The organism is Marinomonas posidonica (genome assembly GCF_043643765.1).
GTDB lineage: Bacteria > Pseudomonadota > Gammaproteobacteria > Pseudomonadales > Marinomonadaceae > Marinomonas > Marinomonas posidonica_A.
This window is the reverse complement of sequence record NZ_JBHZSP010000007.1, coordinates 73,177-90,896: the sequence shown is the minus strand read 5'-3', so window position 1 is coordinate 90,896 and position 17,720 is coordinate 73,177. Positions and strand designations below refer to the sequence as shown.

At 45.5% G+C, this 17,720-nt stretch carries 16 protein-coding genes; 8 read left to right on the top strand and 8 right to left on the bottom strand.

Translation table 11 applies throughout. The annotated features are described in order from the left end of the window. Window positions 1-18: 18 nt before the first annotated feature. From ACHUFM_RS09540 to amaB, 8 genes are all read right to left on the bottom strand, one after another. Window positions 19-1,134, bottom strand: coding sequence for a branched-chain amino acid ABC transporter substrate-binding protein (locus tag ACHUFM_RS09540; protein WP_394181767.1), 1,116 nt, complete (start codon window positions 1,132-1,134; stop codon window positions 19-21). Window positions 1,135-1,582: 448 nt separating this feature from the next. After that, entirely contained in the window at window positions 1,583-2,683 is a 1,101-nt protein-coding gene (locus ACHUFM_RS09535) for a divergent polysaccharide deacetylase family protein (RefSeq protein ID WP_394181765.1), read from the bottom strand. Window positions 2,684-2,712: 29 nt separating this feature from the next. Further along, on the bottom strand, window positions 2,713-3,984 hold the full coding sequence (locus tag ACHUFM_RS09530; RefSeq protein ID WP_394181763.1) for a S41 family peptidase: 1,272 nt from the start codon (window positions 3,982-3,984) through the stop codon (window positions 2,713-2,715). Between the two features lie 22 nt (window positions 3,985-4,006). After that, a complete protein-coding gene (locus tag ACHUFM_RS09525) occupies window positions 4,007-5,143 on the bottom strand; it encodes a murein hydrolase activator EnvC family protein (protein ID WP_394181761.1) in 1,137 nt (378 codons plus the stop codon). 7 nt (window positions 5,144-5,150) lie between these two features. After that, window positions 5,151-6,680: a 2,3-bisphosphoglycerate-independent phosphoglycerate mutase gene (gpmI, locus tag ACHUFM_RS09520; RefSeq protein ID WP_394181759.1), complete on the bottom strand. Its 1,530-nt coding sequence runs from the start codon at window positions 6,678-6,680 to the stop codon at window positions 5,151-5,153. 91 nt (window positions 6,681-6,771) lie between these two features. After that, complete coding sequence (locus ACHUFM_RS09515) at window positions 6,772-7,680, bottom strand: LysR substrate-binding domain-containing protein (RefSeq protein ID WP_394181757.1); 909 nt, start codon at window positions 7,678-7,680, stop codon at window positions 6,772-6,774. A gap of 128 nt (window positions 7,681-7,808) precedes the next feature. Beyond that, window positions 7,809-9,080, bottom strand: a complete 1,272-nt coding sequence (locus ACHUFM_RS09510) for an NAD(P)/FAD-dependent oxidoreductase (RefSeq protein WP_394181756.1) — start codon at window positions 9,078-9,080, stop codon at window positions 7,809-7,811. Window positions 9,081-9,110: 30 nt separating this feature from the next. After that, entirely contained in the window at window positions 9,111-10,655 is a 1,545-nt protein-coding gene (amaB, locus tag ACHUFM_RS09505) for an L-piperidine-6-carboxylate dehydrogenase (RefSeq protein ID WP_394181754.1), read from the bottom strand. A 162-nt stretch (window positions 10,656-10,817) separates the two neighbouring features. On the opposite strand from amaB, the gene ACHUFM_RS09500 reads away from it, so the two are divergent. The 8 genes from ACHUFM_RS09500 (at window position 10,818) to ACHUFM_RS09465 (ending at window position 17,656) form a co-directional block, all read left to right on the top strand. Beyond that, window positions 10,818-11,693 carry a LysR family transcriptional regulator gene (locus ACHUFM_RS09500; RefSeq protein WP_394181752.1) on the top strand — a complete coding sequence of 292 codons (876 nt, stop codon included), beginning with the start codon at window positions 10,818-10,820 and terminating at the stop codon, window positions 11,691-11,693. A gap of 122 nt (window positions 11,694-11,815) precedes the next feature. Further along, on the top strand, window positions 11,816-12,619 hold the full coding sequence (locus tag ACHUFM_RS09495) for a DUF1338 domain-containing protein (protein WP_394181751.1): 804 nt from the start codon (window positions 11,816-11,818) through the stop codon (window positions 12,617-12,619). A 176-nt stretch (window positions 12,620-12,795) separates the two neighbouring features. After that, window positions 12,796-13,215: a rhodanese-like domain-containing protein gene (locus ACHUFM_RS09490; protein ID WP_394181749.1), complete on the top strand. Its 420-nt coding sequence runs from the start codon at window positions 12,796-12,798 to the stop codon at window positions 13,213-13,215. A 9-nt stretch (window positions 13,216-13,224) separates the two neighbouring features. After that, a complete protein-coding gene (gene grxC, locus ACHUFM_RS09485; protein WP_394181747.1) occupies window positions 13,225-13,479 on the top strand; it encodes a glutaredoxin 3 in 255 nt (84 codons plus the stop codon). Window positions 13,480-13,549: 70 nt separating this feature from the next. After that, window positions 13,550-14,023 (top strand): protein-export chaperone SecB, encoded by a 474-nt coding sequence (gene secB / locus ACHUFM_RS09480; RefSeq protein ID WP_394181745.1) that lies wholly within the window; start codon window positions 13,550-13,552, stop codon window positions 14,021-14,023. Window positions 14,024-14,269: 246 nt separating this feature from the next. Next, the gene (locus ACHUFM_RS09475; RefSeq protein WP_394181743.1) at window positions 14,270-15,943 is read left to right on the top strand and encodes a COG3014 family protein; all 1,674 of its coding nucleotides are present in this window, start codon (window positions 14,270-14,272) and stop codon (window positions 15,941-15,943) included. Between the two features lie 64 nt (window positions 15,944-16,007). Further along, complete coding sequence (locus tag ACHUFM_RS09470; protein ID WP_394181741.1) at window positions 16,008-16,637, top strand: penicillin-binding protein activator LpoB; 630 nt, start codon at window positions 16,008-16,010, stop codon at window positions 16,635-16,637. Continuing rightward, window positions 16,637-17,656 carry an LPP20 family lipoprotein gene (locus tag ACHUFM_RS09465; protein WP_394181739.1) on the top strand — a complete coding sequence of 340 codons (1,020 nt, stop codon included), beginning with the start codon at window positions 16,637-16,639 and terminating at the stop codon, window positions 17,654-17,656. The genes ACHUFM_RS09470 and ACHUFM_RS09465 overlap by 1 nt, the downstream gene beginning before the upstream one ends. Window positions 17,657-17,720 lie beyond the last annotated feature (64 nt).

The following is a 17,720-nucleotide window of genomic DNA, read 5'->3' as shown; positions in this document are numbered from 1 at the left end:
ATTTTAGAGAGCAGTAAATTACATGTCTAGCATGCTGTATTTGCCTTTGTCATCCCACTCATACATCACGTAGTCAGACACCAGCAAGTCACCTTTTTCATCAAAAGATTTGGTTCCCATAACTGTTTCCACTTTATGACCATGTAGCCAGTCAGCCGCTTTAACAGGGTCCAGATCCGCTTGTTTAAGCGCTTCCGCAACCACTTGCATCGCAGCATAGGAATACATCACGTAACCTTCTGGCTCAATACCGTCCGCACGGAATTGATTAACAACGTCTTTACCAGCGGCATAAGAGGTTGGATCAGCACCAAAAGTCATTAAGACACCATCGACATACTTAGGCGAGCCAGCAACTGACACGAATTCGTCCGATACGATACCATCACCAGAGATGAATACCGCTTTTGAACCTTGCTCACGCAATTGGCGAACAAACGGACCTGCTTCAGAGTGCAGGCCACCGAAGTAAACAACATCAGCATCAACGGAGCGGATTTTCGTCACTAGGGCGTTAAAGTCTTTTTCACCACGAGTCAGGCCTTCATACAGCACTTCTTTCACGCCATAAGCATTCAAAGTCGATTTCATGGCATCCGCCAAACCTTTACCGTAAGTGTCTTTGTCATGAATAACAGCGACGTTTTTTGCTCCTAGTGTGTCCACAATATAGCTAGCAGCAACATCACCTTGCTGATCATCACGACCACATACACGGAACACATTTGGCAAGCCTCGATCTGTATAACCAGGGTTAGTAGAGGCAGGCGTTACCTGTAATACACCCGCTTCTTCATAAATGTTAGAAGCTGGGATTGAAGAAGAAGAACAGAAGTGACCAACCACTGCGACGGCTTCATCAGAATCCACCAAGCGGTTAGCAACAGAGACGGCTTGCTTGGGTTCACAAGCATCATCCGCTTTTACCAGTTTAATCATTTCACCATCGATACCGCCAGCGTCGTTAATCGCTTTAGCCGCTGCGGAAGCCCCATTCCATAGCTGAGCACCAAATGCTGCATAAGCCCCTGTATGAGGACCTGCAACGCCGATGACCACGTCCGCATGCGCCAGTGTTACTGACCCTGCGACAGCAAGAGATACCAATGTTTTTCTAATTACCGCATTTGACATAAGAAAAGCCTCTACTCGTTTTGTGTTTTATCGTTATTATCCAAAAGCAAGAAGCGTTCCAATCAATACCAAACCCTAAATCTTGTATTGAAAAAGGAAACTGCCATGCAATTATTCAAAAAATGTGCACTAGAATAAAGCTACACATTAATGTTTGTTTAAAGTTTGGTCAATAGTGGTGCACTGTTATTTCCAATAAAAAGAAAATAATTCACCACATAAAAATACAAGGTAAGAATAATCCACTAAATAAGCGCGAAAAAATAGAATTTATGACTGACGAAAGAGAGCCTTCGCACCGTGTCATGACATGGTATGAAGACGAATAAGAAAGACGATTAGACACTGTATTAAAAAAAACACTTATACAGTACTTATAACTTAGTACAAAGCGCTCGAAAAAAATTGCAAAAAAGTACGATTTTTATATCAAAAAAATCTGATAAGCTTATTTTTTTGCTGTTTCAGAAGTCTTTGATGGTTCAAGCAATTCTGAAAGTGCTACCAAACGCACCCCATCTTGCTGTAAATCGACCAACCTATGCTGTAAATAAGACATAGTTTCTGGGTATGGATGGCCAATGGCCAACGCACGTCCATGGCGACGAGCCAGTTTCAACAAACGAGAAAATTGCTTATCGATGGCTTTTTCCGTACGAATGTTATCCAAAAAAACATCTCGACGAACGGTTCTCAAGCCATACTCTTTTGCCGTTTTCTCCGCCACACTGTCGGGACTGGTTAGACTGTCTATAAAAAACAGGGAGCGCGCTTTTAATACTTCCATCACCCATTTCATGGATTCTGGCTTCGTTGTCAACAAACTGCCCATATGATTATTCGCCCCTTGAATCCCAGGAAGGCCTTCAAGATCTTTAATCAGCACCGCTTTTAATTCTTGCTCAGACATCTTGGCATAAAGTCCCCCCGGCCCAAGCTTTAACTCCCTTTGATTTTCCATCGGTGCATGCAATAACGTTGTACGTAATTGCGCTTGCGCCCGTGTTGCAGTTTGGTGGGCATAAGGTGTTTCAGGCAAAATAGCTAAGGCCACCTCAGTTGGTAACGCTAAAGACGATTCCATACCACGACGGTTGTACCCCAAATCATCGATTAGAATGGCAATCTTAGGAGGTTTAGGATGCTCGTCCACAAATTTTTTTGTGGCCATCAAGTCAGCCTTATCGAAAGACGTTTTATCAGGCTGAGTCAGTGTTGGTGCCGATAAAACATTGGGTACTGTTTCAGGTGAGAGTAAAATTGGCGCTATGATAGGTTGCCAAGTGTGCTCTGAATCAATAATAGGATACGACTGCTCAAGACTTTTTGGCTCAGGCGAAACAGGTAAAACTGGGCCAAGCCACTCTGGCTGTTTCGGCATTTTTTGCTCTGGTAGCGCCAAATACTCACTAAAATCGAAAACCTCTTCCGTTTTAGGAGGCTGCTGCAAAGTAACATAGTTATCCACGGCCCAAGCTGCGGGCAAGAAAAACGCATTACTAAAAATAAAAAATATAAACAAAGACGCCAGTTTAAACCTAGCGTCCATTAGGCGTATTTTCACAGGGTACATCATGATTATTGAATGAGTTTAGGAAGCGTCTTTAACAAGGTCACCGCTTGGAATAATTGAAAATCCGTTTTGGCCAGTTCAGCAATGCCCGTTTCCACATCCGCACTGGTTCGCTCCTCGCCCCCAGTGCCATTACCAAGGTGGCCTTTTAACTCAGCCTCTTTGACAAAAAATTGGCCTTCATCAAAACTTAAACTGGCTTGCGGCACCACTAAATCAGGCTGGATCCCCTGCGCCTGAATAGAGCGACCATTTGGCGTATAATACAAGGCTGTGGTTAATTTCACAGCATCACCATTGGACAGTGGCACAACCGTTTGCACAGACCCTTTGCCAAAAGTTTCCGTGCCTAAAATCACCGCTCGCTGATGATCTTGCAAGGCGCCTGCAACAATCTCCGATGCTGAAGCTGAACCCTCATTGACCAATACCACCAAAGGCACTTTCTCAAATAAGGTCGTGCGACTGCTGGCGACAAATTGAGTTTTGGACATCTCATGACGTCCATCGGTATAAACGATCATACCGGAATTAATAAAGGCATCTACCACACCAACGGCACTTTGCAATACGCCGCCTGGGTTATTTCGTAAATCCAATACCACTCCTCGAACGCTTTTCTCTGCTTTTAATGCTTGGATGGCGTCACTAAACTCATCATCGGTATCACTTTGAAACTGACTGATACGAAAATACGCAATGGCACCTTCTAACCATTTATAGGACACACTGGCATCTTCAACCAAACGCCGCGTCAATTCAAACTGCTGAATCTCGCCATTACGCTCAATGTCTAGACTGACCTCAGTGCCCACCTCTCCTCGCATCAAGGTAATGATATCCTGCATCCCTAAATCCGTAATCAAGGTATTGTTAATACGCACAATCACATCGCCCGGTAAAATCCCTGCCTCAGAGGCAGCGGAACCATCAATTGGCGTGACAACCGTCAGACGTTTGTCTTTCATCTCCACTTCAACACCAATGCCCGCATAATTACCTGACGTCAGCTCATTAAATTCAACCAACTCAGTTTTGGTAAAATACTCAGAATGGGGGTCAAGCCCTGCCGCCATCCCCTTTAAAGCCTTATGAAGTATCTCCTCATCTGACATGACTTCAACATAGCCTTCACGAATGGTTTCGAAGGTTTCAACGAAAGATTGGATTTCCGCTGTGGGTAAAACAGACTCTTGGTTTGCGTCAGCAGCAAAAGCAATGGGCGTAAAACTCGCCAACAAACATACCGACATGCCATAACGCAGAAAATTAACCATATTCATTCCTATAAACTGATCTTTAACCTGACACCCAAGACAGTGGATTCAACGGCGCACCATTGTGTCGTATCGCAAAGAATAAGGCGCTATCAGGGCGGCCACCAGTACTACCAGCCATGGCTACAATATCATTAGCACCAACCCATTCGCCAACTTCTTTTAATAAACTTTGATTATAACCGTACATAGACATATAGCCGTCGCCATGATCCAAAATCAGCAAAAAACCAAAACCACGCATCCAATCTGCGAACACCACTCGACCTTGTGAAATCGCCCGCACCGGCTCACCTTCTTGAGCTTTTAGGGTGACGCCCCCCAAATCAATACCGCCACTCGAAGGCAGTTTCGCCATACGTTTTAATGGGTTAACTAACTGACCACGAAGCGAAGCAAAGGGGATTTCAGGGTCGGGGATCTGAATATCGGCTAACGCTTCTTCCAATTGCTGTAACAAAGCTTGTAGATTTTGCTGGTCTTGCTTCAACTGCTTAGCCCTTTGACCTCCTTTGGCGAGATCACTGTCCAGCTTAGCCAATAAGGTACGTCGCTGAGATTGTTGAGAAAGTAAGCTTTTGCGTTGTGCTTTTAGCTCCACTTCTTCTCGCGCTTGTTGAGCACGATGACTGCGAATGCTTTTTTCGACCAAATTGAGATCATTCACTTCGGTAATAAAACCATTAATCAATGACTGGCGAGCGTTCGAAAAGTAGCGGTTATACTGCACCAATCGCTGTGCATCTTCTGAGTTGTCACCGTTTAAAAAGAGTTTAATACTTTCTTCTTTACCTGAACGATAAACCGCCCTTAATTGGGCGGCTATTTGATCATTCTGTTGTTGGATGCTTAATTGCAAAGACCGTTGTTGAACCCTCAACTCACTCAGCTGTTGTTCGCCTTTTTTTAGACTGTCTTGAATGCTTTGGATTTTCTTCAAGAGCTCTTGAATGTCTTTCTCTTTTCCTTCAAGTTGCTTTTCCACATCCGAACGTTCTGATTTGATTTCTTTCAGCCAGCTATTGAGCTTCTTCAAATCTTTTTGCAAAGCTTGAATCTGCTGTTTCGCTTCCTCTGGCGTCTGTGGTTCGCCTGCCGCCAAGCTGACGCTTGGTAGCAGAAGAAGGCACAATAGAAATGAACGTATAAACCCTATCATTATAGCCTCATGAGCGCGTTAAAAGACTCACGCCTGTCATTTCGCTAGGAATCCCCATGCCCATCATATCCAACAAGGTTGGTGCCAGGTCACACAAAGAGCCAGAGTTAAGACCAACACCTTGAACCGCTGAATACAACACTAGAGGCACTGGCCCATTAGTGTGGGACGTCAAAGGTTGGCTACCATCTTCACTTAGCATTTGCTCAACGTTACCATGATCCGCCGTAATCAAACATTGTCCACCGTTCACGTCTAATGCCGTCATAATTCGACCAAGGCAGGCATCCACTGCTTCCACAGCTTTTACAGCAGCGTCAAAAATACCACTGTGTCCTACCATATCGCCGTTTGCGAAATTACAAATGATGGTGTCGTATTTGCCCGCTTCGATCACTTCCACCAGCTTATCTGTGACTTCTGGCGCACTCATTTCAGGCTGTAAGTCATAGGTTGCGACATTGGGAGATGGAATCAATTCACGCTCTTCACCATCAAACAACGCTTCCTCACCACCATTAAAGAAGAAAGTCACGTGTGCATATTTTTCGGTTTCCGCAATACGTAATTGTTTCTTGCCTTGGTTCGCTAACACTTCACCCAACGTGTTTTTCAACGATTCAGGTGGGAACGCCACATCCGCAGCAATATCAGACGCATATTCTGTAAAGGTCACGAAGGCAGAAAGATTGGGAACCACTTCACGCTCAAAACCATCGAAGCTTGGATCGGTGAAAGCGCGCGTCAATTGACGAGCGCGATCTGGGCGGAAATTAGCAAATACAATGGCATCGCCATCTTCAACCTTAACCTCGTCACCGATTACAGACGCTTTTACAAACTCATCATTTTCGTCTCGCTCATAGGCGGCTTGAACCGCTTGTTCAGCCGTCTCGGCTTGAAACTCGCCTTTACCTAATACGATGGCATCGTAAGCGGTTTGAACTCGCTCCCAACGATTGTCTCGGTCCATGGCATAGTAACGCCCGGTCAAGGTCGCAATTTTACCCACACCCAATTCAACCAACTTACGTTCAAGTTCAGCAACTGGCGTTTGTGCCGAGCGAGGCGGTGTATCGCGACCATCCGTAAAGCCGTGTACGTAAATAGCTTTCGCGCCACGCTTCGCAGCTAACTCACACATGGCCATGATTTGCTCATGATGGCTGTGTACACCACCATCCGATAACAAGCCTAAAATATGAACAGCTTTTCCGGCTGCGACGGCTTTATCTACGGCATTCACCAACGCAGAATTTTCAAAAAACGAACCGTCTTCAATGGCTTTACCGATGCGTGTGAAATTTTGATAAACCACTCGACCCGCACCAAGGTTCATGTGACCCACTTCTGAGTTGCCCATCTGGCCGTCAGGTAAGCCCACGGCTAAACCAGATGTTTTGATCAAAGTATGAGGGTAATTTGCCCAAAGCTTGTCCCAGTTAGGTGTATTTGCTGCTTCAATTGCATTGGATTTAGAGGTTTCACTGTAGCCCCACCCATCAAGGATGAAAAGTGCTGTGGTTTTTTTGTTCATGGTAATCTATCCCGTAAATTGATCATGATTATTATTTGATACTATCACAGGCATGTAATTTTGTTACAGACTGCCCAACCTATTCAGGCCATTAATTTTGTTTATGGTGCTCTAACGTCGCTAAAAGCCAATCACGAAAAACCACCACTTGTTCAAGATCGGCCTTATCAACTGGATACGACAACAGGTACTCATGAGGCGTCACCACAGGTCCACCAAACGGTGCGACCAGCTCACCACTGGCCAGACTTTTCCGCGCTAAAATACAAGGTAAAATAGCCACCCCCATGCTATTCTTCGCGGCTTCCAGAAGCATATGAAAATGCGCAAACGAAGCCCCCGCAAACGAACCACTTTCTAACCCCTGCGATACCATCCAATCTGGCCAAGCATTAATTCTCGACGACAAATGCAAAAATGGAAATTGCGTCACATCCCCTGCTTGCCAAACAGACTTACTCGCGTCCATTCGTTCTAGCAACAGCGGTGAGCACACGGCTAACACGTCTTCTCTCATTAACTGATGAGACACGGCTCTCGGCCAATGATCGCCACCGTAATGCAAAATCACATCCACCGCATCAGGGTCGATTTTAGCCGCATCGTCTAATGAACGAACTTTGATTTGGAATTGTGGGTGAAGGCGCTGAAACTCGGCCAACAATGGCATTAACCAATATGATGCTAAGGTAGGTAAAGCCGATAAGGTTAAAGTGGTTTTTTCGTCTTCACGATGCAACATTCGTAACGAGGCGTTTTCCATTCGATCCAGCAGTGGCACGACTTCTTTATAATAAGCCGCCCCTGTTCCCGTCAGCACCAGTCGCTTATTAAGCCGAATAAAAAGATCGCGAGAAAGAAACTCTTCAAGATTACGAATTTGACGACTGACGGCACTTTGAGTCAAATGCAACTCTTCTGCAGCTTTGGTAAAGCTTAAATGTCTAACCGACGCTTCAAAACACTTCAAAGCCGTAGAGGATGGGATATAACGACGCATGTTAGGCGCTACTCATTCGCTGGAAACATAAGTCAACCACTGTATCCTATAACGCCAAAATTCCCAACCAGTAATCAGCAAATAACGCGTAAAATCGCACCAAAAAGATGCAAACTTTTCAATAACTGCTAACGCAAAACATGTACTTTCTGTCCAAGATGATACGTTTGCGCCCCCAGTTCATAAAAAATTCGTTGAATTTCACGAAATGGAATGTCTTTAAGCTTTGTCATCGGCACGGATAACATTTCTCGTTGCCCCGTTATCCATTGCGCTAACTCCATCCCCATCACAGTACCAGGGCCAATACCTCGTCCACTGTAGCCAGAAATACTCAACAAACCGTCTTTAAGCTGCTGACAATGAGGCAAGTGATCTGCACTGTAGGCAATATTTCCTGTCCAACTGTACTCCCAAGCCAATTCGCCCAGCGACGGAAAAAGCTCTCTGACTCTTTGTGATGCCCAATTTGACAAGACTCGCCCTTCTGCTCCCATGCCGCCAAAAATCAGCCGTCCTCGCAGGTCTAAACGAAAAGAACTCATCACAGTACAAGTGTCCCAAACGCCCTCTTTATTAGGCAACACCTGCGCCAACTGAGAAGAAGTTAATGGCTGGCTCGCTAATTGAGAGTATGCAATGGGGACAAATTTACTCGACTGATTCGCGACACCATGTTGGCAGTAGGCATTCGTGGCTAGAATCACCTTACTGGTAGTGACTTCCCCATGCGGCGTTTTAACTAACCAGTTGCCTTGCGATGACGTCAAACCGGTCACAGGGGAGCACTCAAATAATTTCGCCCCTTCTTTTATAGCGGCTTTGGCCAATCCTCTAACATAAGACAAAGGCTGAATGGTTCCCGCTCGGGGGTCAAACAAAGCTCCGTTAAACTTATCGGAGCCGATGCGCGCTTGAGCGTCTTTTGCGGCCAATAAACTCACAGGTGCACCACGCTGTTTTAACTGAGCAAAGCGACGCTCTAATTGCGCCAAGCCTGCCTGACCAACACCCGCATGCAAAGTGCCGTTACGAGTCGCCTCACACTCAATGCTATATTCCTCAATGAGTTTAAATACAAACTCCGGTGCCACTGCAAGCGCGTCATACATTTGACGCCCAGCCTCCTTGCCAAGCTGCTTATCTAATAAATCCGGTTCTAGCCAAACGCCGGCATTGACCAAGCCCACATTTCGCCCTGAGCCACCGTAACCAAGCTCATCCGCTTCCAGTAATAGCACCGCAATACCTTCTTTGGCCAAATGCAATGCCGTCGATAGCCCAGTAAAACCACCACCAACAATCACCACATCGACCTGATGCGATCCCTCTAAAGCTCTCAACTGAGGTGCATCTGTCGCACTTGCTCGCCACAGGGACTGACAACCGGATCCCATCATTTTTCTACTCCCCACTGAGACGGACCTAACTCATTCAAAGACAATGCCTTGTGCTAACGGCAAGTCACCGCCGTAGTTCACGGTATTGGTTGTACGGCGCATGTAATTTCGCCAAGCATCAGAGCCGGATTCACGACCACCGCCGGTGTCTTTTTCGCCACCAAATGCACCACCGATCTCAGCGCCAGACGTACCAATATTGACGTTCGCGATCCCACAGTCAGACCCCGCTGGCGACATAAAGAATTCGGCTTCACGCATGCTTTCTGTGAAGACTGCAGACGACAAGCCCTGCGGTACTTCATTTTGGATTTCAATGGCATCCGCAAAATCTGTGTACGTTAAAATATATAAAATGGGCGCGAAGGTTTCTTCATGAACAATTGGTGCGTCATGAGCAATTCGGACTATGGCCGGTTTGACATAATAACCACCCTTAGGCACCCCTTCGGTGACACGTTCACCACCACACACAATCTCACCACCTTGTCGCTTTGCCGACTCAAGAGCCGCCTGCATCCGCTGATAACTTCCCCCATCAATTAATGGTCCGACCAACGTACCCTCTGTCAAAGGATTGCCTATCGGCAAAGACGAATAAGATTTCGCCAAGCGAGACACCAAGCCATCTACAATATCGTCATGACAAATCAAACGTCGCAACGTTGTACAACGCTGTCCCGCTGTGCCTGCCGCGGAGAACACAATGGCGCGTAGTGCCAAATCCAAATCCGCTGTGTCTGAGACAATCATGGCATTGTTACCACCTAGTTCGAGCAATGAACGACCTAAACGCGCCGCCACCGTTTGAGCCACCGCTCGCCCCATGGCCGTCGACCCTGTCGCCGACACAAGAGGAAACGTCTCGCTCGCAGCGATGGCTTCGCCAAGATCACGATCGCCAATCATGACAGAGACAGAGGCTTTGGGTAGGTCAGGCATATCCGCCAACACATTCTGCGCAATTTGATACATGGCCAAAGCACAAAGAGGGGCTTTTTCAGAGGGTTTAAGTAAGATTGGATCTCCGCAAACAAGGCCTAACATGGCGTTCCAAGCCCAAACCGCCATCGGAAAATTAAACGCTGTAATCACTGCTACCGGACCCAATGGCTGCCACTGCTCCATCATTCGGTGGCCGGGGCGTTCAGAGACAATAGACAAGCCATGCAGCATACGTGACTGACCGACAGCAAAATCACAGACATCGATCCATTCCTGCACTTCACCCAATGCCTCTGGCATAATTTTGCCCGCTTCCAGTGAAATCACTTGCGCCAATTCGTGTTTGTACTTACGAGCTTCTTCTCCAATACGACGAACCAGTTCACCACGACGCGGCGCAGGAATGATACGCAAGGCTTTAAACGCCGCGTTCAATTCAGTACTCACCTCATCCAATTGATTTGGTGTAGCGTTCAAAAAGCTCGATGAAACGCTTCCATCAATAGGACTATGGGCAGAAAAAGCCGCGCCATGGCCTAATGACATCGTGTTCCCAGTCATCACGCTGTAATAAGTATCACCGTCTTTTAGCTTGTTGATGCCCAAGGTTTCTAAGCAAGTCTGTGACATGTTTCGCCTCTTTTGTAGGTTAATTCGAAAGATGCCTTCACCTTATCCCAGCCAAGATAGAAATGAGAAATATGCTTTTTCTGCTAGTGGTCTAGTTTTTTCCTATAGCATCGCCTAAAACCTATAGGTATATTGAAGATTCAGCTTTTCCTTGAGGTTCTGATGGACATTCGATCTTTGCGCTATTTCATTGCCGTGTACGAAGAAGGCAGCTTAAGTGCTGCCGCTAAACGCTGTTTTGTGGCCCAGCCATCGATTTCAAATACCGTCAACCAATTAGAAGAAGACCTCGGCACCAAGCTCTTTGTCAGGCATTCAAAAGGCGTATCAGCAACGGATAGCGGAACACAACTGTATCCACATGCCTGTAAAATGGTGAATGACATGAGCAGTATGCGTCAGCTTTTTAGCCAGACACCAGCACCACTTACGCTGTCTATCTCTCTGGCACCGTTTTTATCCGGAGCACTGATAAGCCAAGTCATCAAAACCATGCTGGATGAAGTCTCTGGACTGACCTTAAAACTGGTCGACGAATCGGAAAGTGCCGATTTACGATTCACTTGTCATCGTTATACTACGGAAGAAGACGTGTTTTACCCTTTGTGGGAAGACGATTATGTCATCGCCATGCCACTCGACCACTGGTTATCTGACTTCCCTTCCCTGTCTATTAAACAAATCGACAAACAGCCTTTTATTTCTCGCACACCTTGTGACATCTTCGAGTCATGGCACTATCTCATGCAAAAACAAGAGCTTACGACAGATGTCAGGGCACAAGTAAAAACCGAAGAGTACGCTCTGGATCTGGTTGCCGCAGGATTGGGTATTTCACTGATCCCTGAGCATTCATCACGAGGTCGAAAAGACTTATGTCTCAGGCCGTTAAATGACGTCAAGTTGAAGCGTGTGGTTGGCTTAGCGCATCAAAAATCACGAAGCTTTCCGGCGCATTTGATCAACACCATATTGGCGGCGAAACAGCAGCTATTTGTACCGTCTAGAGCAAAAGAAAATGTGCTACGTTCAGAGTAAAACCGCGCACGCTGATTCAGGTCACACAACTTTTCTGCATCATCAAATGCTTTTTTAGCTTTTGTCGAAGCCGTTAATAATGCAGTAGAGTAATGTAAGGACAACTTATTTGGAGTAACGCCATGACCTATCAGGATTTTTTCGCTGCCTTATGGCAAAAATACACACAAGTCACCCCACAAGCGCAGAGCATTCAAACCCTCTTTAAAGGTTATGGCGAGCAAGTGATAAACGATCACGTGGCTTTTCGAACCTTCAACAATTCGCCCATCTCTCTGGAGAAACTTGAGCCACAATTAATCGCTCTTGGTTATCAGGCTTATGGGGCCTTTCGTTTTGAAAATAAACATTTAAAGGCCCGTTGTTACCGCCACACCGACGATTCACAAGCGCCTAAAATTTTTCTTTCAGAATTATTAATAGACGAGCTACCACAAGAATGCCAAGACATCCTGAGTCGATATGTGGCTCAAATACCCTCCGATGCGGTTCAAGATCCCAGTATTTTTTATGCTGGATTATTATGGTCTACCCCCACACAAGCGGACTACCTAACGTTAGTCAAACACAGTGAATACGCCGCTTGGTTAACCACCATGGGATTGCAGGCCAATCACTTTACGGTCAGCATTAATCACCTTTCCACATTCGACAAGATTACGACGGTTAACCAAACGTTAATCGACCAAGGCTATGTACTTAACGACGTTGGCGGTTTAATAAAAGGCTCTCCAGAATCCTACTTAGAACAATCTTCAACCATGGCAGATAAAATCGACTACTTGTTTGCCGATGGACAAAGAAGTCTGATCCCAAGCTGTTTCTATGAGTTTGCAGAGCGTCACGAAATGCCTGATGGCAATCTATTTGACAGCTTCATTGAGGGTAATGCGGATAAGATTTTCGATTCCACCAGTACAAAGTAACCGGATAAAACACGCATTTTTATCCGTGTCGACTCTAAAATAGGCTCGAAATAGCTGAGTGTTTTTCGAGCCTATTCTGCAATCACCCAATTTGCGCCTTTCAAGACTCATGAGAGTATGTACCGATTCATCTTGCCGTGTATAATGCTCGCAGTTTAAACATGGGCTTTACTATTATGATGAATCAACTTATTGAATTTTCGATCAACCACTGGGAAATGGTCGCGGTTTTTTTCGCCATCCTGATTACCTTGATTTTTGTTGAACAAAAAGGCGGTGCTCAAGGCGTAACACCTGCGGTGGCCACCACTTTGATGAATAATGAAGAAGCCGTTGTTGTCGACATTCGTACCGAGAAAGAATTTAACGCTGGTCATATCACTGGCGCAATCAGCATTCCTGCGACGAAAATGAAAGACAACTTACATCGTCTTGAGAAACACAAAGATGCCCCCATTATCTTGGTGTGCAAGTCAGGAATTACGGCTGGCCCTAGCGCTAAAGACCTTAAGAAACAAGGTTATAGCAAGGTTTATAAGATGCAAGGCGGCATTGCTGAATGGCAATCGTCGAACCTGCCATTAGTGAAAGGTTAATGTGAAATTATGGCCACTGTGACTATCTACTCAAGTGATTACTGCCCTTTTTGTGTCCGAGCAAAACAACTTTTAAACACAAAAGACGTGGCGTTTAATGAAATCCGTGTCGACGGCGAGCGTGCTCTACGACAAGAGATGATGGAAAAAAGTGGCCGTCACACCGTTCCACAAATTTGGATTGGTGAACAACACATTGGCGGCTGCGATGATCTTTTCGCCCTTGAACGTGAACAAAAATTAGACATTTTATTGTCTCAATAGAACACGCTCAAAAACACCAGCAACATAAAAACCAAATAACAACGTGAAATGATTTAAACAAGGAACAAGCATGTCTGATACAGCGGCAACTCAAGAAACACAAGAAGCGCAAACACCACAACTGTCTCTACAACGTGTCTTTTTGAAAGACATCTCTTTCGAATCACCTCGCGCACCGATGATTTTCCAAGAAGAGTGGAAACCAGAAGTTGGTCTAGAATTAAACACGAAAAGCCGCCAAGTTGGTGAAAATGTTTACGAAGTAGTGCTCGAAATTACCGTAACAGTGAAAAACAACGGCGAAACAGGCTACCTAGTTCAAGTTCAACAAGGTGGTCTATTTGTGATTTCTGGACTGGATGAGCAACAGTTACACCATGCTCTTGGCGCTTTTTGCCCTGCTACTCTTTTCCCATACGCTCGTGAAAACATCGATGCAATGGTCGTAAAAGGCAGCTTCCCTGCGATCATGCTAGCGCCAATCAACTTTGATGCACTGTATGTGGAAAGCCTACAAAAGCAGCAAGGCGAAACGGCTCAGTAACAAACACATTTGAACTTGATTCAAGTTCGTGTAAAAAAAGGAGGCCATGCGCCTCCTTTTTTTATAGCATAAGAAAACCTTTTACTTATAAGGTCTGATCAATATCTCAAATGGAAGCTGTGATGAGAAAGAAAAAGAAGCCTTGCCCATATTGTCTAAAAGCACGATGGCTATTATTGTATTTAGCTTGTTTCGCTCTGTTTGGACTCCTAGTGGTAAATCAGTTTTTGGCAAAAGGGATGTAGAGTGAACCAGCTGTTAACTTGTTTTGTCTGTTTGATCATCACCACCTTATTATCTGGCTGTGCGACTTACCGAGATGACATAGAAGTTGGATTATCACATGCCAAGCAAGGTGAATGGAAAGCCGCTGAGGACAACCTCACTGACGCCTTGAACAATTCACAAGACCAATTGCTTTACTATATGGAGATAGGCAGTTTAGCGCAAAATCAAGGTGACTTTGAACGCAGTAATGCGCTGCTTGAAAAAGCCGAAAGGTTGAGTGATACCTTCCTCGAAGAAAGCTTATCAAATCGTACTTGGGCACTCATCTCAAACCCACGACAAAGTAATTACCGCGGCTCCGGAGTCGAACGGGTCTACATTAGTTATTTAAAATCGCTTAACTACCTCGCCCTAGCCGAGCAAGCAGAGTCATTAACAAAACAACGACAATTATTAGACTCTGCTTTAGTTGAAGCCCGCCGCATTGACATCAAGCTTAATGAGATCCGTGCTCAAACGCCAAGTTATGAACAACTCGATGCTAAAAAAGACCAGGCTTTTTATGAAAAAGCCATCTCCTGGTTAAGTCGTTTTTACACAGGACGTTTAGATCGAGACAAATTTCTATATCGTGACGATGCTTGGGCACGATATATGGAAGGCTTACAATACGAAATTAGCGACGAGTACGATGATGCTCGTATCAGCTATCAAAAAGCCGCTGAGCTTTATCAAAATGGCTATGCGGAACAATACAATCTACCCGCTGTCACTGCAGAACGCGCTTGGTTAGATACCATCCGTATGATGAAAAAAACAGGCTTCGAGGCCGCGGAAATAGCGCAAACGATCCAAGCCAAATTGTCTCCTGACATGCAGGAAACACTGCAGACCTATCAACCAGACAGTGCGGAACTCGTGGTACTTGAGCACCAAGGCTTTGTGCCCGACAAAAGCGAAATGTCACTCCTTTTATACGCCGAACCTTGGGCATACTCTCTGGTACTAGAACCATTACATGGTGGCGGAAGGATGGAAGACAACGATGCATTTCGTTGGTTTACCATGGTGTATGCTGACATCAACCCGCTGAATATGATTGCCAATTACAAAGCCGGCGGGGCTTGGGGCGCTTTTTCAGGCGTATTCACCAAACGCGTCATCCTTGGTTCAGGAATCTGGCAGCAACTGGAACAATCCAATATTGATACCTTGCTCACACAGCAGAACATTCGAGTTACCGTACCCTACTATCGTCGCTTTACACTCGATCAACATGACACTCACTTAACCGTCTCCAAGCAAATTGAAAAGACTGACAGTTTACGCATGACTTCCTTAGCCGACATCGCTTTTCAAGAACAACTAGCGAATGCCCAAAGGGACATATACGAAAGCATGATTCGTGAGTTCATTCGCAGCTGGCTAGCATTTCGCATCACATCAGAAGTGCAAGACGAAGGCGCGGCTATGTTGCTCAATTTTATTGGTCAAATATCGGTTTTAGCCACATCGGCCGCCGACACTCGAAACTGGTTAACACTACCAGCACAAGTTCGTTTAACCCGAACACCGCTAAAAGCAGGAAAGTACCAACCAACTTATGAAACCAATGGCAAACAATTTTCGCTTGGCGAGACCTCTTTGAAAGCCAACAAAATAAAAGTATGGAATCTACGCAACCCATATTAAATGAATTAAACTAACCAGAGCGGACTCACTCAGCTCCTATTAAGGTGATGTAAGGAAAAAGACTATGAATATTCAACCATTAACATCAGTGACACGGAAAGCCTTCTCTTGTCGCACTGTATTTACCCTATTTATGGCATTGTTACTCACGGCCTGTTCAAGCGGCAGTGTTAAACGTCTTGGTGATAACGAAGAAGTTGCTTTATCAGACCGTTGGAACGACACAGACTCTCGTCTTGTGGCCGAAGAAATGATGACAGATATGCTGACCTTCCCTTGGTTCCGAGATTTCAACTTCAACCAAAAAGGCAATCCAACGGTTATTGTTCAATCCATTCGTAACAAGTCCTCCGAACACATTCCAGTTGATACTTTTATCAATGACATCAAACGCAGTCTCATTCGTTCAGGGAAGGTAGATTTTGTGGTCTCTGGGGCAGAACGTGACGATGTTCGCGGTGAACGAGAAGACCAAGAGCTCAATGCGGCATCTGGAACAGCGGCTGAGTTTGGCCTAGAACAAGGAGCAGGCTTTGCCCTCTCTGGCACCATTAATTCCATTGTGGACTCAAATGGCGAACAACGTGTCAGCTTCTATCAAGTAGACCTCAAACTGATCGACATGACCACTAATCGCGAAGTATGGAATGGTCAAAAGAAAATCAAAAAACTGGCTGACAAAGGTTTCTTTTAATGACGAAACACTCAGTCATACAATGCCTCTTTATGACTGGCTTAGCCGCCAGTCTTTCGGGGTGTTTCAGTAGTTTCAATCAATCGTCTAAAGATGCAGAAACGCTACCAAGCTGGGTCAGCTCGCCACCTCAAAGCCAAACACATCTTTATGGTGTTGGCAGTGCGCCTAAAATAGACAATCTTGCTTTAGCCTTTAGTCAGGCTGAACAAAATGGCAATGCGCAAATTGCTCAACAGCTGACGACTCAAGTCAGTCAAATCAATACGCAAAACACCCAAGTCTCGTCTAGCAACGGCAAAGAGCAAGTATCAAAAGTACAAACGGCTTACACACAAGTGGCCACCGCCCCCATTGAGTTAGAACAAGCCACGAATGAAGAGAGGTACGCTGGCAATCAATATGTGTACGCCTTGCAATCCATTGATCGCTCTCGCATTGTTAGCCGACTCAAAAGTGCCATTCACGATCTTGATTTGAGCATTATCAACAACGCAGAATCGCTCACCACACGACTCGGTGAAGACGCTGCGCCAGCGGATTGGCAAACCTATATGCGATTGATACCCGCTTTTGCACAACGCCAATCTTATGTCGAAGAATTACAACTCTATTCAACAGAGCGCACTTTAGCCGGTCGTGCCAGTGATGAGGTGATCAGCATTGAACAACAACTTAATCAAGCGCTGTTGAGCTACGGTGTTGACCCTTCAAAGACACAGCAAGCCAATGCCCTCGCCAGTGCTTTATCTGAGTTTGGTATGACGCCAAAAAGCCCAGCCTTGTTCCGTTTAGAGAGCAATACCAGCCAACACAGCGAACAGCAATCTGGACGTCATTATGTGTTTGAAGAAGGCAGCCTTGCCTTATTTGGTCCAAATAATGCTCGCTTGGCCTCTTGGACAGTCAGTGCCCGAGGCATTGCTAAAGACGCACAAAGAGCCGCAGATGCCGCCACCACGAATTGGTCGAAACAAGCCATTAGCGCCATGTTCACTTGGCTAACACGTTTAGAATAAAACATTTTACTGGCATAAAAAAACGACTCACTTCGGGAGTCGTTTTTTGTTTTAAGAGCATGTT